Raw genomic sequence first — 24156 nt, forward strand, 5'->3', positions numbered from 1 at the left:
ATGCAACATGCTGCTCTGCCATCCCATGCACCCTCGTTGGAATGCCAAGGATGGCCGATCATCGTTACCTGAGAGTTAATCTGCCAAAGTAGTGCTAGGTCGCGAACTCATAAACCCGATACATCCCAACGGAGTTGCTCGACAAAAGCGGTAAACCGTCTGGCAGCTCGGCCGGCGGATTCCACTCGCGTCCATTGTCTCTTGGCAATGCCGGTATCGACGTAGCGAAATTCAACGGAGCCGGAAGGCAAGGGCGAAATACGAAGATATGGCCCGCTGTAAGGAGTTGTATCAGTTTGCTGGACACACAGGTCGTGCATCGAGGTCCATCCGAACAGTACGGAGTTGAGCGGCCCCTCCGCAATCAAGCTTGCGACTTGAGCGACCCCCGATAGCGCAGTTTGAAATTCTCGCCCTTCGAGCCCCTGCTTCTCGCGAAGTTTTACAATAATATCATCCCAAGACTTGCTCATGCCGGAAGTGTGATGCATGGGGCCGTTGCCTGTCAAATGTGCGCCTCCTCTTACACAAATGTTTAAAGTCTGATTCAACGGTGGCATGAGCCGATATGATTTGACTGACTTCGAGTGGCGCGTAATCGAACCGCTGCTGCCCAATTTGGGATCAGACCTCTCTTCAGCACATTGCTTTACCGCAAACGGGACCTGATCGAGCGCTTCTTCTCCAAACTCAAGCACTTCCGCAGGATTGCCACACGCTACGACAAGCTGGCCGAAAACTTCTTAGCTGTGGTCCAACTTGCTTCAGTGCGACTGTGGCTTCGAGTTTATGAGTTTACAGCTCTAGTCAGAGCGGCTTCCGATATTGAATGAATCCGGAGCGCGCGGCGATGTGGTCGTAAAGTCTCTGGGCGGTGACGTTGGTTTCATGCGTCGTCCAATAAAGGCGGCCTGCCTTGTTGGCTCTCGCCAAATCTGCCACCGCCTCGATCAGCGCTGCCCCCGTGCCGCGGCCACGCTGGCTTGCGTCGACATAGAGGTCCTGCAGATAGCATGTCCAATCGGGCAGCCAGGTGGAGCGATGGAAGATCGCGTGCACAATGCCGACAAGTCGGTTCTCGTCGTCGAATGCGCCCAGCGCGTGCATCGGCTCGGATGCGTCGTGGAAGCGTGCCCAGGTCCGGTCCGTCGTTTCAGTCGGGATTTCGACCTCGTAGAAGCGCTGGTAGCCTTCCCAGAGAGGCTGCCAGGCGGCGCGGTCCGATGGCTGAAGCGGGCGAATCGTCGTGGTCATGAAAATACCTCGCGGCTGATGCCCAAAAGAAAACGGCGGGAGAGCCCCGCCGTCAGATGTTTCCTGAGATGCCGGCCCAATCAGGCCAGCCCCAATCAGGCCATGGCCTTCTGGAGGTTCTCGTCGATCTTGTCGAGGAAGGCTGTCGTGGAGAGCCACGGCTGATCGGGGCCGATCAGCAGCGCCAGGTCCTTCGTCATGAAGCCGGATTCGACGGTGTCGACGCAGACCTTTTCCAGCGTGGAGGCGAACTTGGCCAGTTCGGCATTGTCGTCCAGTTTGGCGCGGTGTGCGAGGCCGCGGGTCCAGGCGAAAATCGAAGCGATCGAGTTCGTCGAGGTTTCCTGGCCCTTCTGGTGCTGGCGGTAGTGGCGGGTAACCGTGCCGTGAGCAGCTTCGGCTTCAACCGTCTTGCCATCAGGCGTCAGGAGAACCGAGGTCATCAGGCCGAGCGAGCCGAAGCCCTGAGCTACCGTGTCGGACTGGACGTCGCCATCGTAGTTCTTGCAGGCCCAGACGTAGCCGCCGGACCACTTCAGCGCCGAAGCGACCATGTCGTCGATCAGGCGGTGTTCGTAGGTGATGCCGATTTCCTTGAACTGATCCTGGAATTCAGCTTCGTAGACTTCCTGGAAGATGTCCTTGAAGCGGCCGTCATAGGCCTTGAGGATGGTGTTCTTGGTCGACAGGTAGACCGGCCACTTGCGCATCAGGCCGTACATCATCGAGGCGCGGGCGAATTCGCGGATCGACTCGTCGAGGTTGTACATGGCCATTGCAACGCCGGCGCCCGGAGCGTCGAACACTTCCTTCTCGATGACCTGACCATCTTCACCGACGAACTTGATCGTCAGCTTGCCTTTGCCCGGGAATTTGAAGTCGGTGGCGCGATACTGGTCGCCGAAGGCATGACGGCCGACGACGATCGGCTTGGTCCAGCCGGGAACGAGGCGCGGAACGTTCTGGCAGATGATCGGTTCGCGGAAGATGACGCCACCGAGGATGTTGCGGATCGTGCCGTTCGGGCTCTTCCACATCTGCTTGAGGTTGAATTCCTTGACGCGGTCTTCGTCCGGGGTGATCGTCGCGCACTTGATGCCGACGCCGTGCTTCTTGATGGCGTTGGCGGCGTCGACCGTTACCTGGTCGTTGGTGGCGTCGCGATTCTCGACGGAAAGGTCGTAGTAGTCGATATCGAGGTCGAGATAGGGATGGATCAGCTTGTCCTTGATAAGCTGCCAGATGATGCGAGTCATTTCGTCGCCGTCGAGATCGGCTACGGGGTTAGCGACCTTGATCTTCTTCATGTATCTGCCTCGTTCTGCTGATGGGACCAATGTCCCGGGGAGTGGGAATGAAGTCCATGGCGCTATAGCACCGTGTGCCTGGAACGCAAAGCCGCTAGAGGCGTCGGATCGACCTTTTTGCTCTTCACATTCCCTCGAACTGCCATGGCATTTTTCGACTGGGCGCCATTGCCAAAGCGGCGGATGCGGATAATCTCGCGCGCAAGTGCTTGGACCATTCACGGATACCCGTCATGCGCAAATTACTGTCCGCGGCCGCCCTTGGCCTATTCGTCTCGCTGGCCTCCGGAGCGATTGCCGCAGACGCTGTGGCACCTGTCAAAGCCGTCATGGACGCGACCGTCGCCAACTGGGCGGGCGGTGACAGCGACTGGCAGGACATTTTCGAGGAATCCAAGCTCAACCAGCTTTACAGCAAGGATTTCATTGAGAAATACAAGGCGGCCGCGCAGTTTCCGGCGGTCGACGAGGACGGCATCTCGCCCTTCGATTACGATGTGATCGTCGGCGGGGAGGATGCCTGCCCGCTGGAAGATTTGACCATCTCGCCGCAAGCGCCATCTAACGGCAAGACGGAAGTGGTCGCCCAGTTCAAGAAATCGACCTGCATGGGAACGGATCCGCAATACCAGGCCTATACGAGCGTTCGTTTCGAAGTCCTCGAAGAGGGTGGCAAGGCCGTTATCGACGATATCATGACGACGGATGACAGCGGCAATGTCAGTTCACTCAAGGATGCAATGCAGGCAATCGTGAAGCAGCAACAGCAATAGCCTTTTCCTCCCCCTCAATGAAGGACGGGTATGCACCTCGGTCATCAGCTTCGCGATTGGCTGGCCGCCAATGACCCGGCCTTTTCGCGGCTTCGCCAGGCCACGCGGGTGACGCTGACGATCGCCTTTTCGTTCGTCATCCTGTTTGCGATCCATATCGCTATCGTGCCGCTTCCGACGATCACCTATGCGCTCGGCATATTGCTTTCGATCCAGGGCGGGCTGACCGTGCGGGATACGCTGCCCTCACAGCAATTGGTCACGAGGCTGCTCGGCTGTGTCGCCAGCATTGTGGTGGTGATCCTCGCCGCCCTGTTTGTCGATCACCGCTATATTTCCGATTTCGTATTTCTTCTCATAATTTTTGCTGCCAGCTGGGGGCGGGCGATCGGCGTGCGCTGGAATGCCGTCGGCATGTTTGCCTTCATGTCCTATTTCATGGGCGCGTATTTTCAGCCGAAACTTGCGGAGATACCGCTTGTTGCCTTCGGTTCCGTCGTCGCTGTCCTCGTAGCCCACGCCGTGCGCATATGGCTCCTGCCCGATGACTGGCGGCGTGATCTGCTGCGGGCGCTGGAGAGCGTGCGCGGAAGGGTGAACCAGATTCTTGTCGAGCTTGCGGCCGCAGTCTCCGATGGGAAACTTTCCGACGGTGAGCGCAGGGCATTGACGCAATCGGAAGAGCGGTTGAAGGAAGCCGTTCTCATGGCGGAGAGCTTTGTGCCCAAGCCTGCGGACAGCGCGTCCAGCGTCGACTCGCCCGATGCCGAGGTCGCAATGCGGCTGTTCGACATTCACCTCGCCGCCGAGAGCGTCATCGTTCTTAGCCAGCACGCTCCGCCATCCTTCGCACTTGTTCATTCCGTGATCGATCATGACGAGGCCTTGCTGCGACGCGAGATCGATAGTTGCGAGAGCATGGAGGACAAGGACGGGGCGGAGACGGCGCGAGCGCTGATCTGGCTTGATGAGGCGCGCAATGCGCTTGGCGAATTGATCCAGCGCGGCCGCGGCACCGGTTTTCGCGCTCTGGAGGCTTCGCAGGCGGCAAGCAGCACGCCCGTGACATGGCCGAAATTCTCACTCGACGACCCGGCGACGCGGTCCTCCCTGCAGATTACGCTTGCGACCAGCATTGCGATGATCCTGGGTCTGATGCTGTCGCGCGAACGCTGGTTCTGGGCCGTGCTTACGGCCTTCCTCGTTTTCAACAATACCAGCTCGCGGGGCGATACCGCCGTGCGGGCGATGCAGCGGTCCGTGGGGACTGTGCTTGGCATTGTGATCGGGATGCTTCTGGCGGCTCTGGTGGAAGGACATATGGCCGCCGCCATTGTCCTGTCGGTGATCTCCATCTTCCTTGCCTTTTATTTCCTGCAAATCTCCTACGGGGCGATGACTTTCTTCATCACCATCGTCCTCTGTCTGATCTACGGGATGACCGGGGCGCTCTCGTTCCACCTTCTGGATCTGCGGGTGGAGGAGACCATCCTCGGCGCAGTGACAGGAACGCTCGTTGCCTTTTTCGTCTTCCCGGCCAAGACGAGGAGCATTCTCGATACTGCCCTGCTCAAATGGTTCGACGCATTGCGGGCGCTTTTGAACGCAGCCTTCGGCAACGGATCGGGAATGGAAATCATTCAGCTCTCGCAGAAGCTCGATGCTGCCTATCGCGATGTTGCCACGGCCGCGCGACCGCTTGGCGCCTCCTGGTATGTGGTCAAGCGACCCGGCCATATCCGCCAGACCCTGGCGATCTTCATGGCCTGTACCTATTGGGGCCGGATTTTCGCCCGAAACATCGTCGACTCCCGCGATGATCCGGACGGCGAGATCAGGAAAAGCCTCGAGGAGAACCTGAAACGTATTGATGCGATCGCGCCGAAGGGGTCGGACTGTTTCTTCGTGCAGCGCAAGACACCACGGACGGCCGGTCAAAATCTGCCGCTGTCGCGTCATGGAAAACGTCTCGGGGTGGAGATGGTCGGCTCCATGCTGGATCGCCTCTATCCGTGATCTGGCCGTGATCGGGCCTTGCCGATTGCGCTAAGCGCCGTTATTTCCGGGGCGAATGCGCCTTGATGGCGGCAAAGGACGGACTTCATGGCAGGCACGAACAGCGAGCTTCAACTTTTGGCCGAAGGGCCGGCGATCATTCTGGTGGAACCCCAAATGGGCGAGAATATCGGGATGGTGGCGCGCGCCATGGCGAATTTCGGACTGGCGGACCTGCGTCTCGTCAATCCGCGCGACGGCTGGCCAAACGAGAAGGCGCAGGCCGCTGCCTCCAAGGCAGACCATGTGATCGAGGCCACCCGCGTGTTCGACACGGTCGAGCAGGCGATTGCCGACCTTAACTTCGTCTATGCCACGACCGCACGCTCGCGTGACGGCTACAAGCCGGTGCGCTCGCCGGTTGTTGCTGCACAGACCCTGCGTGCGAAATTTGCGGCGGGCGAGGGGACCGGCATCCTTTTTGGCCGCGAGCGCTGGGGACTGAACAACGAAGAAGTGGCGCTCGCCGACGAGATCGTCACTTTCCCCGTCAATCCCGCTTTCGCCTCGCTGAACATCGCCCAGGCGGTGTTGCTGATGTCCTATGAGTGGATGAAATCCGGGATGGAGGATCTCTCCGCTGTGCCGTTTCAGGCGGTCGAGCAGCGACCTTCAACCAAGGACCAACTGTTCGGTCTTTTCGACCAGCTGGAAGAGGCGCTCGACGCCCGCAATTATTTCCACCCTGCCGGGAAAAAGCCAAAAATGGTGGACAATCTCAGGGCCGTTCTCTCCCGCCGGGCTTTCACGGAGCAGGAAATCAGCGTGATGCGCGGCGTCATCTCCTCACTCGACCGTTTCTCGCGCAAAGCTCCGCGCGGCAGCGGCTCACCGGCAAAGCGCAAGGAAGCCAAAGGCGATGACAGCAGCAGCGAATGAGCTGAAACCCGTTCTGGTCTTCGATTCCGGTATCGGCGGCCTGACCGTGCTGCGCGAAGCGCGCGTGCTGATGCCGGAGCGCAGTTTCATCTATGTCGCTGACGATGCCGGCTTTCCGTACGGAAGCTGGGAGGAGCAGGCGCTGAAGGAGCGCATCATCGGGCTCTTCGGCAAGCTGCTGCAAGACTATGATCCGGAGATATGCATCATCGCCTGCAACACGGCCTTCACGCTTGTCGGAGCAGATCTGCGGGCAGCCTTTCCGCAGATGACCTTCGTCGGCACGGTGCCGGCGATCAAGCCGGCGGCGGAGCGGACGCGGTCGGGCCTCGTCTCGGTTCTTGCGACGCCTGGAACCGTGAAGCGCGCCTATACTCGCGACCTGATCCAGTCCTTTGCGACGCAATGCCATGTGCGCCTCGTCGGATCGGAAAATCTTGCGCGGATGGCCGAGGCTTACATTCGCGGCGAGACCGTCTCCGACGAGGCCGTTCTTGCTGAAATCGACCAATGTTTTGTCGAGAAGGATGGCGGCAAGACCGACATCGTCGTGCTTGCCTGCACGCATTATCCCTTCATGGCCAATCTGTTTCGACGACTGGCGCCCTGGCCAGTGGATTGGCTCGATCCCGCCGAGGCGATCGCCCGCCGCGCTCGCAGCCTCGTGCCGCTGGTTGCCGATGCGGTGCATGCCGAAAACTCCGATTTCTCGGTGTTCACGTCAGGCATGCCAGATTTTCCGACCAGGCGGCTGATGCAGGGCTTCGGGCTCAGGGCGTAGGCGATGGCTGCGAGGGAGCAAATCACCATGCGGAGGCTTGCGCGCGCCGAGATGGCAGCGGCAGCGATCGTGCATCGCGCAGCGTTCGACCAGCGTCTTCCCTGGCTTGCCGGCCTGGATACGCCCGACGAGGATTGTGCCTTCTGGAACGATATCGTCTTTGCTGAATGCGAGGTATGGGGCGCCGAAGACGGCAATGGACTTGTCGGTGTCATCGCTTTTCGCCAGGACTGGATCGAGCAGCTCTATATCCTGCCGGTCGCGCAGGCAAAAGGCGTGGGCACGATGTTGCTTGACATCGCCAAATCCGCACAGCGGAAATTGTTGCTGTGGACCTTCCAAAAGAACGTCGGTGCACGCCGTTTCTACGAGAGGCATGGATTTGTTTCGATAGAGGAAACGGATGGATCCGGGAACGAGGAGCGTGAGCCGGACGTGCTCTATCGTTGGGATGCGGAGAGGCATCGGCTGTGACGCTTATCATTCTCATCGGCGCTTCCGGATCGGGTAAGACGACACTTGCCAAGGCTATCAGCGAGCGTTGGCGAGATGAAGTTGATGTTCTCCATTTCGATTCGATCGGCGTCCCGTCCGTCCAGGAAATGACTGCCGTGCATGGATCGCCCGAAGCATGGCAACGTGCGGCCACCGTCGAATGGATGCGCCGGCTCGCTGACATGGCGAAGGACGGGCTGCACATATTGTTCGAAGGGCAGACGCGCCTGTCCTTTCTTGCGGAAAGTGCTGCAGCCGCTGGAGGGCTCCCTTATGTGCCTATTCTCGTCGATTGCGACGATGCGACGAGAACGCGGCGGCTTTCGGTGGATCGGGCACAGCCGGAACTGGCAAATCCCGACATGATGACCTGGGCGGCATATCTGCGAGCGGAAGCCCAGCAAAGCGGCTGCGAGATATTGGATACGTCTGACCGCGACCTGGACGATTGTTTGGCCTACCTGCTGGAGCGCTTTCAGAGCCCTGGGTCTCCAGTGAGTGACAATTTGCTTGAGCCGGAAATCCGGCGGGCGGATGTTGCTGATGCTGCTGCAATCCGTGAGCTGACGCGCGCCGCTTACACAAAATGGGTGCCGCTGATCGGGCGTGAGCCGTTGCCAATGACGGCGGACTATGAGCAGGCGGTCCGGCATCATCTGATCGACCTGCTCTATGCAGGGAGCGGGCTTGCGGCGCTGATCGAGATGGTCGCCGACGAGGGACATCTTCTGATCGAGAACATCGCCGTCTCGCCGCGGTTTCAGGGGCGGGGATATGGACGTCGGCTGATGCAGCACGCCGAGGACATTGCCGCCGGTCTGAATCTCTGTGCGATCAAGCTCTATACGAACCAGTTGTTCGCCGAAAATATCGCGCTTTACCGGAAGCTCGGCTATTCCGTCGATGGCGAGGAGCCGTTCAAAGGCGGCGTCATCGTGCACATGAGCAAGCATCTGCCGGACAACGAATAATCCTTTGTGGGTTTCTCAAATCCAGCCGCGAAAGCCCGCAAAATCTCTGATAGACGACAGCGTAACATTTCTGGAAAATGAGCGTTCGCGCATCTGAGTCCAATTCGGAAGAGGTCAGGCATTGCAGGTAGGTATCGATATGGGATTGGCGTCCGGCAACAGCCCGGCGACGCTCGATATCGAGGAGCTGCTCGCCACCCGTCTGCTCGTGCAGGGCAATTCCGGTTCGGGTAAATCGCATTTGTTGCGCCGCCTGCTGGAACAATCCGCCCAATGGGTGCAGCAGGTCATCATCGATCCCGAAGGCGACTTCGTCACTTTGGCCGACAAGTTCGGGCATATTGTCGTCGATGGCGAACGCACTGAGGCAGAGCTTGCCGGCATTGCCAACCGCATCCGCCAGCACCGTGTCTCCTGCGTCCTGACGCTTGAGGGGCTTGATATTGAGCAGCAGATGCGCGCTGCCGCGGCATTCCTCAACGGCATGTTCGATGCCGATCGCGAATATTGGTATCCGGTGCTGGTCGTGGTCGATGAAGCGCAGATGTTTGCGCCCTCGGTCGGCGGAGACATTTCTGAAGACGCACGCAAGATGTCGCTTGGCGCGATGACCAACCTGATGTGCCGAGGCCGCAAGCGAGGATTGGCCGGCGTCATCGCGACGCAGCGCCTGGCAAAGCTTGCCAAGAACGTCGCGGCCGAAGCGTCGAACTTCCTGATGGGCCGTACCTTCCTCGATATCGACATGGCCCGTGCCGCCGACCTGCTCGGCATGGATCGTCGGCAGGCGGAGATGTTCCGCGACTTGAAGCGCGGCAATTTCGTTGCGCTCGGGCCGGCCTTGTCGCGCCGGCCGCTGCCGATCCAGATCGGCTCGGTCGAGACATCAGCGCGCTCCTCCAGTCCCAAGCTGATGCCTTTGCCCGATGCGCCGCAGGATGTGGAAGATCTGATCTTCACACCCGATCCGGAAGAATTCACCAGGCCGGTCGTTCGGCGCGCGCCACCCGCGCCACGGCCGACGACCGATATCCTTGCCGAATTGTCCCGATCGGCCCCGGCCGCGACTGCTGCCCCTGTCGAGACGCGGGCAAGCCAGGTCGAATTGTCGGAAGAGGAACGCGAGGAGCGGCTGGGCGCTGTGCTCTCCGAAATTCTGGATGATCCAGGTGCGGCTTTCAGAACGGATTCTGTGCTTTACCAGGAATTCCTCGTTCGCTTGCGCATGCGCCGCGTTCCCGGCCCGCCGATGTCGCTGCCGGAATTCCGGCGCAGGGTGGCAGTCTCCCGTTCCGGCGTCGATGCTGCAACGGCGGAGACAGAGGTCTGGAACCTTGCCCTTTCGTTGTCGAGCAGGGTGACGGACGATCTGCAAGGCGTCTTTCTGATGCTCGCAAAGGCGGCCGTCTGCGGCGAGCCGTGCCCCTCCGATGCCCGCATCGCACGCGCCTATGGAACGCATTCCGCTCGGCGCGCCCGCCGTCTCCTCGGCTATTTCGAGGAGCAGGGCAGTGTTGTGGTCCACACCGATTTCTCGGGAAAGCGCATCGTTGCCTTTCCGGATATGGACTGCCAGACCGCGCCCGGCGACCCCAATGCGCCGGATGCCGGCGTGGCTGAGCAGGCGGCGGCCGAGTAACCGGTCAGCCCTCTCGTCGCCAATCGCGATGTGCCTGTCACGGATTAAAGTGGAGTATTTCACTCATCTGTCATATGCACTTCAAACCCCGCATGGATAACTTTAGCGTGCCCCGGGGGTTCGGTGCACGTTGTAACAGGTGGGGATATTCAACAATGCAGAACGACATCAGACGCTATTTTTCGCTTTTTCTTGCCGCATCCGCTCTGACGCTCATGGCCGCGCAGGCACATGCCGACGAGGCCGCAGACAAGCTGCTGGAACGCGCTGCTCAGGGTGACGTCAGCGAGCCCGGCGGCGCTCGTCGCCTGACCGGTGATATTACTGAAGCCTTCCGCGCTTCCATCGTGGACGGTCGTCCGAAGAATGTCATTCTGCTGATCGGCGATGGCATGGGCGATTCCGAAATCACCATTGCGCGCAACTACGCGCGTGGCGCCGGCCAGTTTTTCCGCGGGATCGACGCGCTGCCGATCACCGGCCAGTACACGCATTATTCGCTCGACAAGAAGACCGGCAAGCCGACCTATGTCACCGACTCCGCCGCTTCGGGGACGGCGTGGGCGACGGGCGTGAAATCCTATAACGGCGCGATCGGCGTCGATATAAAGGAAACGGCCCACGAGACGCTGATCGAAAAGGCCAATGCCGCTGGTCTTGCCACCGGCGACGTTTCGACGGCTGAACTGCAGGATGCCACTCCGGCCGTTCAGATCGCGCATGTGACGAACCGCAAATGCTACGGTCCGGAAGCAACGACGAAGCTGTGCGCTTCCAACGCACTCGAAAACGGCGGCAAGGGCTCGATCAGCGAGCAGCTGCTGAACGCGCGCGCCGATGTCACGCTCGGCGGCGGCGCCAAGAGCTTCGGCGAGACTGCAAAGGCAGGCGACTGGAAGGACAAGACCCTGCGTGAGCAGGCTGAAGCCCGCGGCTTCAAGATCGTCGAAAACCTTGCCGATCTGCAGGCCGTGAAGCAGGCCGACGACAAGGCTCCCCTGCTCGGCCTCTTTGCGCCAGGCAATATGCCGGTCCGCTGGGAAGGGCCGAAGGCGAGCCATTACGGCAATGTCGAGAAGGAAGCTGTCGTCTGCCAGCCGAACTCCAAGCGCACGGCTGAAACCCCGACGCTCGCCCAGATGACGACCAAGGCGATTGAACTGCTCAGCGCCAACCCGAAGGGCTTCTTCCTTCAGGTCGAAGGCGCGTCGATCGACAAGCAGGACCATGCCGCCAATCCCTGCGGCCAGATCGGCGAAACCGTCGATCTCGACGAAGCCGTTCAGGAAGCCTTGAAGTTCGCGCGCGCGAACGGCAATACGCTCGTTGTGGTCACCGCCGACCACGCCCATGCCAGCCAGATCATCGACGCCGAAGCCAAGGCCCCGGGCTTGACCGAAGCGCTGATGACGAAGGATGGTGCGGTCATGGCCGTCAGCTACGGCAATTCCGACGATGTCGACGACCAGGGACATACGGGCTCGCAGCTGCGCATCGCCGCCTATGGTCCGAGAGCAGCCAACGTGACCGGCCTGACCGACCAGACCGATCTGTTCTATACGATCCGGGATGCGCTCGAGCTGAAGTAGGAACAGCCCGGCGGGCCGTTTCCGATCTCTTCGCGAATGGCCCGCTATTGCTGTTGACATTTTCATGACGGGCAACTAAACACCGCGCCAGCACCGGGCAGAAATGTCCGGTGTTTCATTTGACATGTCCCGTGGCCTTTCCGAACGCTTTCGTGAGAGACCTGTCAGAACTCCTGAAATAGAGTTCAGAGGAGGGCGTGTTTCCTTAACCGGTTTGGCAACAGACCGGTGCAACACTATGAAAGGAAATGCGATGAGCAAGCGCGAATCGTCCAAGTACAAAATTGACCGCCGTATGGGCGAAAACATCTGGGGCCGTCCGAAGTCCCCGGTAAACCGTCGCGAATACGGCCCGGGCCAGCACGGCCAGCGCCGCAAGGGCAAGCTTTCGGACTTCGGCGTGCAGCTGCGCGCCAAGCAGAAGCTGAAGGGTTACTACGGCGACCTGCGCGAAAAGCAGTTCCGCGCCATCTTCGCTGAAGCCGACCGCCGCAAGGGCGATACCTCGGAAAACCTGATCGGTCTTCTGGAATCGCGCCTCGACGCAATCGTCTATCGCGCCAAGTTCGTTCCGACGGTCTTTGCTGCCCGTCAGTTCGTCAACCATGGCCACGTCACCGTCAACGGCGTTCGCGTCAACATCGGTTCCTACCGTTGCAAGGCCGGCGACGTTATCGAAGTTCGTCAGAAGTCGAAGCAGCTCGTTACGGTTCTCGAAGCCGTTTCGCTCGCTGAACGCGACGTTCCTGACTATATCGAGGCCGACCACAACAAGATGGTTGCGACCTTCGCTCGCGTTCCGGCGCTCGGCGACGTTCCGTATCCGGTTGTCATGGAACCGCATCTGGTCGTCGAATTCTATTCGCGCTAATAGCGGATACAGTTTCGCAAATGGGAAAGCCGCTCATTTCGGGCGGCTTTTTCGTATCCGGAGGGTGACGGATGGATTTGCAGGCAGTTCTCGACAGCATCTATGCAGAGCTTTCGCCACGGCTTGGTGAAGGCAAGGTGGCGGATTACATTCCACAGCTCGCCAAGATCGACCCCCATCAGTTCGGTATGGCGATCGCGACGACCGACGGTAAGCTCTACAGCGTCGGCAGCGCTGATACGGGTTTTTCGATCCAGAGCATCTCCAAGGTCTTCATGCTGACGCTGGCGCTCGGCAAGGTCGGCGAAGGCCTGTGGAAACGGGTCGGACGGGAGCCCTCGGGCACATCATTCAATTCCATCGTCCAGCTCGAGCGCGAGGAAGGCATCCCGCGCAATCCTTTCATCAATGCCGGCGCCATTGCTGTTACCGATGTCGTGCTGTCCGGCCATGCGCCGCGCGAGGCGATCGGCGAATTCCTGCGGTTCGTCCGCTATGTCGCCGATGACGAATCCGTGGTCATCGACGACAAGGTTGCGCGCTCCGAGACGGAGACCGGATTTCGCAATTTCGCCCTTGCCAATTTCATGCGCGCCTACGGCAATATCCAGCATCCCGTCGAACATACGCTCGGCGTCTATTTCCATCAGTGCGCGCTATCGATGAGCTGCATTCAGCTTGCCCGCGCCGGTCTCTATCTCGCCGCGCAGGGCACCAATCCTCTGACGGGCCATTCCGTCGTTTCGCCGAAGCGGGCGCGTCGTATCAATGCCCTGATGTTGATGTGCGGCCATTATGACGGATCGGGCGATTTTGCCTATCGCGTCGGTCTGCCCGGTAAGAGCGGCGTCGGCGGCGGCATTCTGGCCGTCGCGCCGGGAATCGCCTCCATCGGCGTCTGGTCGCCGGGGCTGAACAAGGTCGGAAATTCGCAACTCGGCTCCGTCGCGCTCGAGCTGCTTGCGGCGCGTACCGGCTGGTCCGTGTTCGGCGATTGAGTGGTGTCTTCGCGCGCCGCTTTCTGCTATGGGCTTGCCAGGTTTTGCTGACGGTTTGATTGGAAGACGAGATGAACATTGCGGCTGATGTTGGGGATACCGATCTCGGTTCCGAGGAGAGCGAAACCGCGCTGCATCCGCTCTTTGCCGACGTACCGCGCTCCGTCTCCTTCAACAAGCTGCGCAAGCGCTTGCTTCGGCAGGTGCGCCAGGCCTTCGACGATTTCGACATGCTGAAGGGCCAGAAGCGTTGGCTGGTCGGCCTCTCAGGTGGCAAGGATTCCTACGGGTTGCTTGCGATCCTGCTCGATCTGCAATGGCGCGGTCTGCTGCCGGTCGAGCTTGTCGCCTGCAATCTGGATCAGGGCCAGCCGAATTTCCCCAAGCACATCCTGCCAGAGTACCTCACCAAGATCGGCGTGAAGCATCGGATCGAGTATCGCGACACCTATTCGATCGTGAAGGAGAAGGTGCCTGAAGGAGCGACCTATTGCTCGCTCTGTTCGCGCCTGCGTCGCGGCAATCTCTATCGCATCGCCCGCGAGGAAGGCTGCGATGCGCTCGTCCTTGGCCACCATCGCGAAGATATCCTCGAGACCTTCTTCATGAATTTCTTCCATGGCGGTCGCCTGGCCTCCATGCCTGCGAAACTCCTGAATGACGAAGGCGATCTGATGCTGCTGCGGCCGCTTGCCTATGCGGCGGAGGACGATCTGGCGAAGTTCGCTGTTGCCATGCAGTTTCCGATCATTCCCTGCGATCTCTGCGGCTCACAGGATGGCCTCCAGCGCAACGCGATGAAGGACATGCTCGCCGATATCGAGCGGCGTATGCCGGGCCGCAAGGACACGATGCTGCGGGCTCTGGCGCATGTTAACCCGTCGCATCTTCTCGATCCGAAACTCTTTGATTTTTCGAGCCTTGCGGTCACCGATCCTTCATGAAAATCCGGCTATGCACGGTCTTTATTCGCATGAAGGGCTGGATTTCACATGAGCATTTCGGACAAGGACATTCTATTTCTAGGTGATTGCGTCAAGGAAGCAGCGCAGGCTGAAATCATGCCGCGTTTCCGCAATCTCGGTGTTGCGGATATCGCTGAAAAGACCTCGGCAATCGACCTCGTGACGGAGGCCGATCTCTTGGCCGAAAAGCGGATCACGGCGATGCTGCGCGAGCGCTTTCCCTCCGCGCTGATCGTTGGCGAAGAGGCCTATGAGGCCGATAAATCAGTGGTGCCGGCCCTGGCCGATGCCGAGCTTGCCTTTGTGATCGACCCCGTAGACGGCACGTTCAACTTCGCGGGCGGCTTTCCTGTTTTCGGGACCATTCTTGCAGTTGCCGTGAAGGGCGAGACCGTCGCTGGCATCATCCACGATCCTGTTCTCGGCGACACGCTCAGCGCCATCAAGGGCGCGGGGACCTACCTCAATCGGAGGAACGGTCAGTCGACGAAGTTGAAGGTGGCGGACGCGATCGATCTGTCGCAAATGGTCGGAGGCATATCCTGGGGGCATATGGACGAACCCGACCGCTCGCGCATTGCCGCCAATATGTCGAAGGTGCGCATGACCTTCTCCTTCAATTGCTCCGCATACGAGTATTGGATGGTGGCCTCGGGCAAGATGCATTTCATCGGCCATTCCAAGCTGATGCCCTGGGATCATCTGGCCGGCGTGCTCGCGCATCAGGAGGCGGGCGGCTATACGGCGAAATTCGACGGCTCTCCCTATCGGCCCGGCGAGACCTTGGGCGGCATCATTTCAGCGCCGGATCGCGAGAGCTGGCAAATCATCCGGCGCGAAATCGTCGGCATCTGAATTCGACTTATTGAAGGGAATAAAGGAATGACCGCTTCCGTAGACGTAACAGCCCTGGCAGACCTTCTTCGCCGCGCGGCTCAGGCCGAGATCCTGCCGCGTTTTCGTCGGCTGGGTGGCGGCGACGTCCGTGCCAAGACCGAGGCCACCGATTTGGTGACGGAGGCCGACGAGCAGGCCGAGCGGATGATCAAGGCCGAGGTCGCACGACTCTGGCCTGACGCAGTCTTCGTCGGGGAAGAATCCGTTGCTGCCGAGCCGGCGCTTCTCAAAAGGATCGAAGGCTCCGATCTCGCCATCATCGTCGATCCGGTCGACGGGACATTCAACTTTGCCTCGGGCATTCCAGCCTTCGGAGTCATGGCATCCGTTATCGTCAAGGGCGAGACAGTCGCGGGCATCATCTTCGATCCCATGGGCGATGATTGGGTCATGGCTGAAAAGGGCAGTGGTGCATGGCTGAAGCGGCCGAGCGGCGAGGCGGAGCGTCTTTCCGTTGCAGCCCCCGTCGCTCTGGACCAGATGGTCGGCATGGCCTCAACCGGCTACCTGCCTGGGGAGAAGAAGGCCGAGATCCTTGGCAATCTCGCCAAGGTGCGATTCCTCACGAACTACCGTTGTGCGGCCCATGAATACCGTACCTTCGCCGGTGGTCACGTGCACTATCTGATGTACAACAAGATGATGCCCTGGGATCATCTCGCAGGCACGTTGATCTCCCAGGAGGCTGGCGGCTATGCGGCACGCTTCGACGGAAGCGCTTACCTCCCGCATCATCTCGAAGGCGGGTTGCTGATCGCGCCTGACAAGGCCAGCTGGGACGTTCTGCGGCGGGAAGTCTTTACGGTCTGACGAAACGCGTTATCGCAGCATGCAAAAAGCCCGCCGAAAGCAATTCGGCGGGCTTTTCTCATATATGACCGGCGCCGGCTTCCAACTGCGGATCGTCTCCCGGATGGGTGAAGAGCTTGCCGTTCTCTGCCCACAGCGTGAAGGCGACGCTGAGCGCTCCAAAAATGGCAAAGCCGCCGAAGAGCGGCAGGACCGTGCCATCAAACATCCGGCCGACCACGCTGCCGAGCAGTGCCCCGCCCGTCGTCGAGACGAAGCCGGTGACGGCGGTTGCCGTTCCGGCCAGATGACCCATAGGCTCGAGACTGATCGCCATGAAATTCGTGGTGACGATCGCAAAGGCCATCAGCATGACCGTTATTAGGAGATAGATGAAGACGAAGCTCGGTGTGCCGCTGAGCGCAATCGCATAGCCAACGATCGCAAGCGCTGTGAAGACGAGCATTGCTGCATGGGACATGCGCCGCATGCCGAAGCCGCGTACCAGGAAGCCGTTGGCGAACTGCGCGACGGCGATTCCGCCTGCCGTTGCGGCAAAGGCGGTCGGCATCCATTCACCCAAGCCATAGACCTCGCCGAAGACCTGCTGCACTGACACAACATAGGCGCAGATGACGCCGGTATAGAGCGTCATGCCCATCATGTAGCCGCAGGTGATGCGGTTGGTCAGGACCGTCTTGAAGCCGCTTGCGATCGATCCGACCGAGAAGGGCAGCTTGTCTTCCTTCGGCAGGGATTCCCGCATGCGCACGAACGCCCAGATGAACAGGATACCGCCGATCGTGCCGAGCAGGATGAATATCCATTCCCAGCCGGCATAATTCGAGACCAACTGGCCGATGGTTGGCGCGAGGATGGGCGAAACCATGAAGACGATCATAACGAAGGACATCACGCGCGCCATCTCGCGGCCGCCGAAGCAGTCCCGCACGATCGCCATGCTGGTGATGCGGACGGCGGCCGCGCCGAAGCCCTGCGCAAAGCGCAGCACCAATAGCATGGTGAAGCTTGTCGACCATCCGGCAGCGAGCATCGTGATCATGTAGAAGGCGAGGCCGCCCAGAAGAATGGGACGTCGACCAAAAGCGTCGGACAAGCTGCCGAACAACAGCTGCGAGAGCCCGAATCCGAGGAAATAGACGCCGATGACGAGCTGTGCGTCATTCGGATCCGCAAGATGCAGGGACTGGCCGATCTTGGGCAGCGCCGGCAGCATGCTGTCGATCGCGATTGCAATGCTTGCGGTCATCAGGGCGATCGTGAAGATGAATTCCACGGTGCCAAGACCGATACGAGCGGAGCCAGCGGGCTCCGCTTGATGTAGTTGCGTCGGGTTCATGTCTTTCCCCAGTCAGTGCATTGCCAGAGAGGGATCGGAGGACGGTGGTGCATTCTGCGGGCGGAAGAGCTTGCCGCGCTCCGCGATGAGCACGAAGATCAGACCGACGACCGAAACACAGAAATAAGCGGCCACCATAGGCGTTGCGGTGCCATTATAGAACTGGCCGATGACAGCGCCAATAAGGGCGCCGCCGACCGTGCTCATGAAGCCGAGGACTGACGATGCCGTTCCTGCGACATGGCCGAGCGGCTCCATGGCCAGCGAATTGAAGTTCGAGCCGATCCAGCCGAACTGGAACATGGTCAGCGCGAAAAGCCCCATGAAGATAGGGAAGGGCATTGGCTGTGGCCCGAAGAGCTGGACCATCAGCCAGATGAAGGATAGCGCCATGAAGGCCAGCAGCGAGAAGTGTGACAGCTTGCGCATGCCGAAGCGGCCGACGAACTGTGAATTGATGAAGGATGAGAAGGCCATGAACAGCGCGACGCCACCAAAGGCGAGCGGTGTATAGACGCCGAGGCCATAGATGGTGTTGTAGATCTGCTGCGCCGAGTTGATGAAGCCGAACAGCGCTCCGAAGAGGAACGTGCTAGCGATGGTATAACAGAGGGCGACGCGGTTCGTCAGGAAGATAGCAAAGCCTGACAGCACCGATTTTGCGGTGAAGGGGCGCACGTTTTCCGGTCGCAGCGTCTCGGGAAGGCGGAAGAACATCCAGATGCCGACCAGCGTCGCCATGGTGCCGATGAAGGCGAAAATCATGTGCCAGGTGCTGAACAGCATGATGACCTGGCCCGTACCAGGCGCGATGACGGGGACGACCATGAAGACCATCATGATTAGCGACATGACCTCGGCCATCTGACGGCCGCCGAAAACATCTCGAACAATGGAAATCGTGATGACGCGTGTTGCCGCCGAGCCGAGCCCCTGGATCAGCCGCAGGATAAGAAGTCCTGCAAAGGAGGGGATGAGAGCGATGCCGAAAGCGGACACGACATAGATGAAAAGGCCGATCAGCAGCGGAATGCGCCTGCCGAAGCGGTCCGACAGTGGTCCATAAAAGAGCTGCGCCGAGCCGAAACCGATGAGATAGGCGGTTACGACATATTGCCGATGATTTTCGTTATCGACCTGAAGACTGGCGCCGATCTGCTGCAGCGCTGGAAGCATGATGTCGATCGCGAGAGAGTTGACCGCCATCAGAAAGGCTGCGAGTGCAATGAACTCGCGCTTGCCCATGGGCAGTTGCCCAGCGGACATGGCCTGTGAAGAATTCGCCACGGTAGTATTCCCATAAACATGCCAAGGCGCTGCCGGAAAAGGCAGCGCCTTATCAAATCAGTAGCTATGGAAACCGGACGAAAAGGTCCGGTAACCGGTCAAGCGGCGCCGCGAACGCTGATGCCGTTTTCCTCGAAGTGCTGCTGCAATTCACCGGCCTGGAACATTTCCCGGATGATGTCGCAACCGCCAATAAATTCGCCCTTTACGTAGAGCTGCGGAATGGTGGGCCAGTTGGAGTAATCCTTGATGCCCTGGCGGATTTCCGAATCAGCAAGAACGTTGATGCCCTTGTAGCCGACGCCGATGTAGTCAAGAATCTGCACGACCTGACCCGAGAAACCGCACTGCGGGAACTGCGGGGTGCCCTTCATGAAGAGAACAACGTCGTTGCTCTTGACCTCGTTGTCGATGAATTCGTTAATTCCGCTCATTTCTTTTCCTTTCACATACGGGTTCAAGGCCCGCAGTTCGTTCGTGCATTTTAGATAGCATGTGGGAGTTTGTTTTCCAGTCGCAATAATGCATGGCAGGTTTTTTTAATCGGTAAACCGATGCGTGTAGGCAACAGTTCAGCAATGTCTCGATGTTTGAACCCGGCCGCCTGACTTGATATGGGATGTCTCCCGTCTCAGGCGTTGCGGTCACCTTAACGCAGCACCGTTTCGATTCCAGCCTGCCATTAAAAAGCCGGAAGGCAATGATGTGCGAAGGTTCCGTCTGCATTCCGCATCTCTCTGTTTGGACATGTAAATTATAATGAATCCCATTAAAAAGAGGGTGGTCCTTCACTTCCCTGGTTTTGAGCCCCTCGACGCTTCTGCCCATCGTGCCCGCTACGACCGCTCTGCGAAGCAAAGTGCCAAGGCATGGGACTATTCGGCCGATGTCGGCCAGCTTCAGCCTTTCGGGATGGCGCCTTATTTTGATGTGAAGACCAGCGGCGCGGCATGGCAGACGCTTAGCCGAGTTCACATCCTGGATCACGATGAGTTCGTCGGTCGTTTGAACGGCCGCAATTTCTTCTCCCGGGTTGTCCAGGGCTATCTGGCAGCTGCGCGTGTTGCGGTCGGTGGCGGGCTTTTCGGCTATTTTCGTCATGCTTGGCGATTCGGCCTGTTCTTCATCTTTCCGTTTCTTCTGATGTTTGTTGGTCTGGCCATCGCCGCAGCAATCGTTGCGGCGCCTTATGCAGCCGAGCTTTCAGTCTGGCATTTTCTCTGGAGCGCACCGCTTGCGGCAGCGTTCATGATTTTCGCCTTCCTGCCTTTTGCAGCGCGTTTTCATACGCTGCATCTGTTTGCGGATTGGGAGCTGGCGGTGGCCATGGCCGGGCTGAATCGGCTGAGCGCTCAGCAGTGGATCGAAGCCTGCGCGACAAGCGCACGGCGCGCGCTGGAAGAGCCGGCGGATGAATATGTCATCTCGTCACATAGTATGGGGTCCAGCATTGCCGTGCATGTGATCGGACTGCTTCTCGAGCAGGAGCCCGAGCTTTTCGCCGACAAGCGCGTCGTGTTCACATCGCTTGGCAGCGCCATATTGCAATGTGCGCTGCTGCGGTCGGCCCACGTCTTGCGTTCACGTGTCGGGTTGCTCGCCCGCTGCCAGAACATACACTGGATCGACGTTCATTGCCTGACCGATGCGATCCACTTCTACAAGGTGCCAGTCGTGGCGGTTTGCGGTCACAAGGCTGCGCCGCAGGCGGCTATCACCACAGTACGTTTCAAGACCATGCTCACCGAAGAGCATTATCGCAAGATCAAGCGGGATCTACTGCGCGTTCATCGCCAATATGTATTGGGTCCCGATGAGCGGGCGGCTTTCGATTTCACCCTGATGACGGCGGGGCCATTGCCTGCCTCGGCATTTGCAACGTTCACGCGGGCAAACATGCCGAGCCTGGCGCTTGCCGGCGAGGGGCCGGCAGAGCGCGTTGCCTCAATCGGGGGCTGATGTCTGCAGGGCAAGGGCGTGCAGCACGCCGCCCATATTGCCCTGCAGCGCATTGTAGACCATCTGGTGCTGCTGCACGCGGCTCTTGCCGCGAAAAGCTTCTGCCACGACTTCCGCAGCATAGTGGTCACCATCCCCGGCCAGGTCACGAATCGTCACCTTAGCGCCGGGTATGCCCGCCTTGATCATGTCTTCGATATCGCCGGGATTCATCGGCATGCGGGGCTATTCCTTATTCTCATTCGGCCGCGACGAGCGTTTCGCCGGCCATGAATGCAGGAAACCACGATTCATGTGCCTCGCGCAACTGCTGAACCGGTACCGACATCAGATCGTCGATCACCAGCGCATCGCCGCCAACGGTACCCAGTCGTCGGAAAGGAATACCGGCGCCCTCGGCGTTGAGGCAGACGAAGTTCGCAAGGTCTGCCGGTACTGTGATGACGTAGCGCGCCTGGTCCTCGCCGAAAAGGAGAGCGTGAGGTGCTCCCTTGCATTCGCTGAGGCTGAGCTGCAATCCCTTGTTCGACGCTATGGCCATCTCGGCGAGTGCCAGCGCGAGCCCGCCTGAGGACAGGTCGTGGCAGGCGGTGACCTGGCCGTTGCGGATCGCGGAGCGAACGAAGTCGCCGTTACGGCGTTCGGCGAAAAGATCGACCTCCGGAGCGGGACCATCCGACTGACCGATTATATCGCGCAAGTAGATCGACGAGCCGAGGTGGTTGCCGTCTACGCCGATCAGCAGGACGCTGTCGCCATCGGATGCGCTGCCGATACGGGCCATCTTGCTCCAGTCCGGCAGCAAGCCGACGCCGGCAATCGTTGGGGTCGGCAGGATCCCGACGCCATTGGTCTCGTTATAGAGCGAGACGTTACCCGAAACGATCGGGAAATCGAGCGCGCGGCAGGCTTCGCCGATGCCTCTGATGGCGCCGACGAATTGGCCCATGATCTCAGGCTTTTCCGGATTGCCGAAATTGAGGTTATCCGTTGCAGCCAAAGGCTCGGCCCCGGTTGCCGTGATGTTTCTCCAGCATTCGGCAACAGCCTGCTTGCCGCCTTCGAAGGGATCCGCCTCGACGTAGCGCGGCGTGACGTCCGACGAGAACGCAAGCGCCTTGGTGGCATGGCCTTCGACGCGAACGACACCGGCATCGCCACCTGGAAGTTGCAGCGAGTTGCCCTGGATCAGCGTGTCATATTGCTCGTAGACCCAACGGCGGCTGGACTGATTGGCCGAGCCGACCAGCGTCAGCAAGGCCTGGCCATAATCCTTGGGAGCGGCAACGAGATTTGCGGGCAGGGCGGCGCGCTTGTCCGCTTCACGCCACGGACGGTCATATTCCGGCGCCTGATCGCCGAGGTCCTTGATCGGCAGGTTGGCGACTTCCTCGCCCTGATGGATGACGCGGAAACGCAGGTCGTCCGTCGTCTTGCCGACGATCGCAAAATCGAGGCCCCATTTGACGAAGATCGCCTTGGCCTCGTCTTCCTTCTCCGGCTGCAGAACCATGAGCATGCGCTCCTGGCTTTCCGACAGCATCATTTCATAGGCGGTCATCCGCTCTTCGCGGACTGGAACCTTGTCGAGCTGCAGCTCGATGCCGAGATCGCCCTTGGCGCCCATTTCGACGGCAGAGCAGGTGAGGCCGGCCGCACCCATGTCCTGGATGGCGATAACGGCGCCCGTCTGCATCAGTTCCAGGCAGGCTTCCAGCAGGCACTTTTCGGTAAAGGGGTCGCCGACCTGGACGGTCGGGCGCTTCTCCTCGATCGATTCGTCGAATTCCGCCGATGCCATGGTCGCGCCGCCGACGCCGTCGCGGCCGGTCTTGGCGCCGAGATAAACGACGGGGAGGCCGACGCCCTTGGCTTCCGACAGGAAGATGGCATTGGACTTTGCAAGGCCTGCCGCGAAAGCGTTGACCAGGATATTGCCGTTGTAGCGCGCGTCGAATTCGACTTCACCGCCGACGGTCGGCACGCCGAAGGAATTGCCGTAGCCGCCGACGCCGGAGACGACGCCGGAGACGAGGTGGCGGGTCTTCGGATGATCTGGCTCGCCGAAGCGGAGCGCGTTCATGGCTGCAATCGGGCGGGCGCCCATGGTGAAGACGTCGCGCAGGATGCCGCCGACGCCGGTCGCCGCACCCTGATAGGGCTCGATATAGGAGGGGTGGTTGTGGCTCTCCATCTTGAAGACCACGCAGTCGCCATCATCGATATCGACGACGCCGGCATTTTCACCCGGGCCCTGGATAACGCGCGGCCCCTTGGTCGGCAGGGTGCGCAGCCACTTCTTAGAGGATTTGTAGGAGCAGTGCTCGTTCCACATGGCCGAGAAGATACCGAGCTCGGTGAACGTCGGCTCGCGACCGATCAGATCCAATATGCGCTGGTACTCATCCGGCTTTAGGCCGTGCGAAGCAATGAGTTCCGGGGTGATCTGGATCGTATTGGAAATTGTCATGAGCGCGAGAGAGTCCTTGCCGGTGACGGGATTGGCGTCTCTTTAGCGCAAGTGAAGAGGTCATGCGACAGGAAAATGGCCGCCCTTCACAGGACGGCCATGCAGAATAGATCATGAATTCAGCTGAGGCTTAGAACTTGTAGCCAACCATGAGACCGGCGCGGGTCATGCCGCCATTCGGGCCGTCGCAAAGATTGGCGTGCGAGGAGTGGGCAACCTGGGCCATCAGGCTCCAGTGGCTGTCGAAATTATAGCCGGCGCCGAGATATTCGTGGAAGAGCAGATGACAGCCGAGCTTCGGACCATCGTTTTCGTCCGTCAGGTTGCCGTTGTGGACGACGCCGCCAAAGCCCGCTTCGGTGAAGAAGCCGTTGGGATTTGTCAGTGTCCAGCTCAGGCCACCATAAAGCTGCTGCGCTGCGGTATGGGTCGTGCCGATCGACGTGCCGATATGGATGCGCGGATGGAGGAGCTGGCCTTTCCAGTCGTCGGCCGGATTATAGCCAAACGGATTGAACAGGACCATCACGTCGGGCATGACGCCGTCTTCGCGATCGTGACCGTCCTCAATCGAACCGCTCAAGCCAAAGCGCAATTCATCAAAAATCTTTGGGGCGGGAGCAGCCGCGGGGGCTGCGGGAGGGGCCGATGCAGGCTGAAGATCGGCACCAGAAGCTGGCTGATAGGCAATAGCAACTGAACTCAAAAGCACAAAAGCGGACAATGCGTTTCTCGAAAAACGTCTAACGAGATCGACGTGCAGGCTCATGCAAGAATCCTCAAGAAACCCGCGACTCGCGGGCAGGCTACGCAATTC

The 24156-nt window shown here is 59.7% G+C and carries 23 protein-coding genes and 1 pseudogene; 15 read left to right on the forward strand and 9 right to left on the reverse strand.

All coding sequences use genetic code 11. The features are described 5' to 3' along the window. Positions 1–107: 107 nt before the first annotated feature. Positions 108–509 carry a hypothetical protein gene (locus EV561_RS22570; protein ID WP_132524638.1) on the reverse strand — a complete coding sequence of 134 codons (402 nt, stop codon included), beginning with the start codon at positions 507–509 and terminating at the stop codon, positions 108–110. Between the two features lie 135 nt (positions 510–644). Between EV561_RS22570 and EV561_RS22575 the strand changes: the two are divergent. Continuing rightward, positions 645–833 (forward strand): annotated as a pseudogene (locus EV561_RS22575) (transposase); the annotation flags it as partial. Here EV561_RS22575 and EV561_RS22580 read toward each other — a convergent pair. Next, positions 808–1254 (reverse strand): GNAT family N-acetyltransferase, encoded by a 447-nt coding sequence (locus tag EV561_RS22580; RefSeq protein ID WP_132524640.1) that lies wholly within the window; start codon positions 1252–1254, stop codon positions 808–810. The pseudogene EV561_RS22575 and the gene EV561_RS22580 overlap by 26 nt on opposite strands. Positions 1255–1349: 95 nt before the next feature. Then, complete coding sequence (locus tag EV561_RS22585) at positions 1350–2561, reverse strand: NADP-dependent isocitrate dehydrogenase (protein ID WP_132524642.1); 1212 nt, start codon at positions 2559–2561, stop codon at positions 1350–1352. Positions 2562–2794: 233 nt separating this feature from the next. Here EV561_RS22585 and EV561_RS22590 point away from each other — a divergent pair, with 233 nt between their 5' ends. From EV561_RS22590 to EV561_RS22650, 13 genes are all read left to right on the forward strand, one after another. Continuing rightward, positions 2795–3334 carry a hypothetical protein gene (locus tag EV561_RS22590; RefSeq protein WP_132524644.1) on the forward strand — a complete coding sequence of 180 codons (540 nt, stop codon included), beginning with the start codon at positions 2795–2797 and terminating at the stop codon, positions 3332–3334. Positions 3335–3364: 30 nt separating this feature from the next. Further along, positions 3365–5350, forward strand: a complete 1986-nt coding sequence (locus EV561_RS22595) for an FUSC family protein (RefSeq protein WP_132524646.1) — start codon at positions 3365–3367, stop codon at positions 5348–5350. 87 nt (positions 5351–5437) lie between these two features. Continuing rightward, positions 5438–6268 carry an RNA methyltransferase gene (locus EV561_RS22600; protein ID WP_132524648.1) on the forward strand — a complete coding sequence of 277 codons (831 nt, stop codon included), beginning with the start codon at positions 5438–5440 and terminating at the stop codon, positions 6266–6268. Next, a complete protein-coding gene (gene murI, locus EV561_RS22605; RefSeq protein ID WP_132524650.1) occupies positions 6249–7049 on the forward strand; it encodes a glutamate racemase in 801 nt (266 codons plus the stop codon). The genes EV561_RS22600 and murI overlap by 20 nt, the downstream gene beginning before the upstream one ends. Positions 7050–7076: 27 nt before the next feature. Beyond that, complete coding sequence (locus EV561_RS22610; RefSeq protein ID WP_245512842.1) at positions 7077–7523, forward strand: GNAT family N-acetyltransferase; 447 nt, start codon at positions 7077–7079, stop codon at positions 7521–7523. Continuing rightward, a complete protein-coding gene (locus EV561_RS38550; RefSeq protein ID WP_348633749.1) occupies positions 7520–8515 on the forward strand; it encodes a GNAT family N-acetyltransferase in 996 nt (331 codons plus the stop codon). Before EV561_RS22610 ends, EV561_RS38550 begins: the two co-directional genes overlap by 4 nt. A 121-nt stretch (positions 8516–8636) precedes the next feature. Further along, positions 8637–10154 carry an ATP-binding protein gene (locus EV561_RS22620; protein ID WP_132524654.1) on the forward strand — a complete coding sequence of 506 codons (1518 nt, stop codon included), beginning with the start codon at positions 8637–8639 and terminating at the stop codon, positions 10152–10154. Positions 10155–10321: 167 nt separating this feature from the next. Beyond that, positions 10322–11743 (forward strand): alkaline phosphatase, encoded by a 1422-nt coding sequence (gene phoA / locus EV561_RS22625; protein ID WP_207910575.1) that lies wholly within the window; start codon positions 10322–10324, stop codon positions 11741–11743. A 253-nt stretch (positions 11744–11996) separates the two neighbouring features. Beyond that, the gene (rpsD, locus tag EV561_RS22630) at positions 11997–12614 is read left to right on the forward strand and encodes a 30S ribosomal protein S4 (protein ID WP_132524658.1); all 618 of its coding nucleotides are present in this window, start codon (positions 11997–11999) and stop codon (positions 12612–12614) included. 71 nt (positions 12615–12685) lie between these two features. Continuing rightward, positions 12686–13612, forward strand: coding sequence for a glutaminase (locus EV561_RS22635; RefSeq protein WP_132524660.1), 927 nt, complete (start codon positions 12686–12688; stop codon positions 13610–13612). A gap of 71 nt (positions 13613–13683) precedes the next feature. After that, positions 13684–14556, forward strand: a complete 873-nt coding sequence (ttcA, locus tag EV561_RS22640; RefSeq protein ID WP_132524662.1) for a tRNA 2-thiocytidine(32) synthetase TtcA — start codon at positions 13684–13686, stop codon at positions 14554–14556. Positions 14557–14604: 48 nt separating this feature from the next. Continuing rightward, positions 14605–15432 carry an inositol monophosphatase gene (locus EV561_RS22645; RefSeq protein WP_132524664.1) on the forward strand — a complete coding sequence of 276 codons (828 nt, stop codon included), beginning with the start codon at positions 14605–14607 and terminating at the stop codon, positions 15430–15432. A gap of 27 nt (positions 15433–15459) precedes the next feature. Beyond that, on the forward strand, positions 15460–16284 hold the full coding sequence (locus EV561_RS22650) for an inositol monophosphatase family protein (RefSeq protein ID WP_132524666.1): 825 nt from the start codon (positions 15460–15462) through the stop codon (positions 16282–16284). Positions 16285–16342: 58 nt separating this feature from the next. On the opposite strand, the gene EV561_RS22655 is transcribed toward EV561_RS22650, so the two are convergent. From EV561_RS22655 to grxD, 3 genes are all read right to left on the reverse strand, one after another. Continuing rightward, positions 16343–17623 (reverse strand): multidrug effflux MFS transporter, encoded by a 1281-nt coding sequence (locus EV561_RS22655; protein ID WP_132524668.1) that lies wholly within the window; start codon positions 17621–17623, stop codon positions 16343–16345. A gap of 12 nt (positions 17624–17635) precedes the next feature. Beyond that, positions 17636–18868 (reverse strand): multidrug effflux MFS transporter, encoded by a 1233-nt coding sequence (locus EV561_RS22660; RefSeq protein WP_132524984.1) that lies wholly within the window; start codon positions 18866–18868, stop codon positions 17636–17638. Between the two features lie 140 nt (positions 18869–19008). After that, positions 19009–19344: a Grx4 family monothiol glutaredoxin gene (gene grxD, locus EV561_RS22665; protein WP_132524670.1), complete on the reverse strand. Its 336-nt coding sequence runs from the start codon at positions 19342–19344 to the stop codon at positions 19009–19011. A gap of 325 nt (positions 19345–19669) precedes the next feature. Between grxD and EV561_RS22670 the strand changes: the two genes are divergently transcribed. Beyond that, positions 19670–20869 carry a hypothetical protein gene (locus EV561_RS22670; protein ID WP_132524672.1) on the forward strand — a complete coding sequence of 400 codons (1200 nt, stop codon included), beginning with the start codon at positions 19670–19672 and terminating at the stop codon, positions 20867–20869. Here the strand turns inward: EV561_RS22670 and EV561_RS22675 are convergent. The 3 genes from EV561_RS22675 to EV561_RS22685 form a co-directional block, all read right to left on the reverse strand. Then, positions 20855–21088: a BolA family transcriptional regulator gene (locus EV561_RS22675; protein ID WP_132524674.1), complete on the reverse strand. Its 234-nt coding sequence runs from the start codon at positions 21086–21088 to the stop codon at positions 20855–20857. The genes EV561_RS22670 and EV561_RS22675 overlap by 15 nt on opposite strands. A 19-nt stretch (positions 21089–21107) precedes the next feature. Further along, positions 21108–23339, reverse strand: coding sequence for a phosphoribosylformylglycinamidine synthase subunit PurL (gene purL, locus EV561_RS22680; RefSeq protein ID WP_132524676.1), 2232 nt, complete (start codon positions 23337–23339; stop codon positions 21108–21110). Between the two features lie 130 nt (positions 23340–23469). Then, positions 23470–24108 (reverse strand): acyloxyacyl hydrolase, encoded by a 639-nt coding sequence (locus EV561_RS22685; protein ID WP_132524678.1) that lies wholly within the window; start codon positions 24106–24108, stop codon positions 23470–23472. Positions 24109–24156 lie beyond the last annotated feature (48 nt).

This window comes from Rhizobium sp. BK376, assembly GCF_004341625.1.
Taxonomy (GTDB): domain Bacteria; phylum Pseudomonadota; class Alphaproteobacteria; order Rhizobiales; family Rhizobiaceae; genus Rhizobium.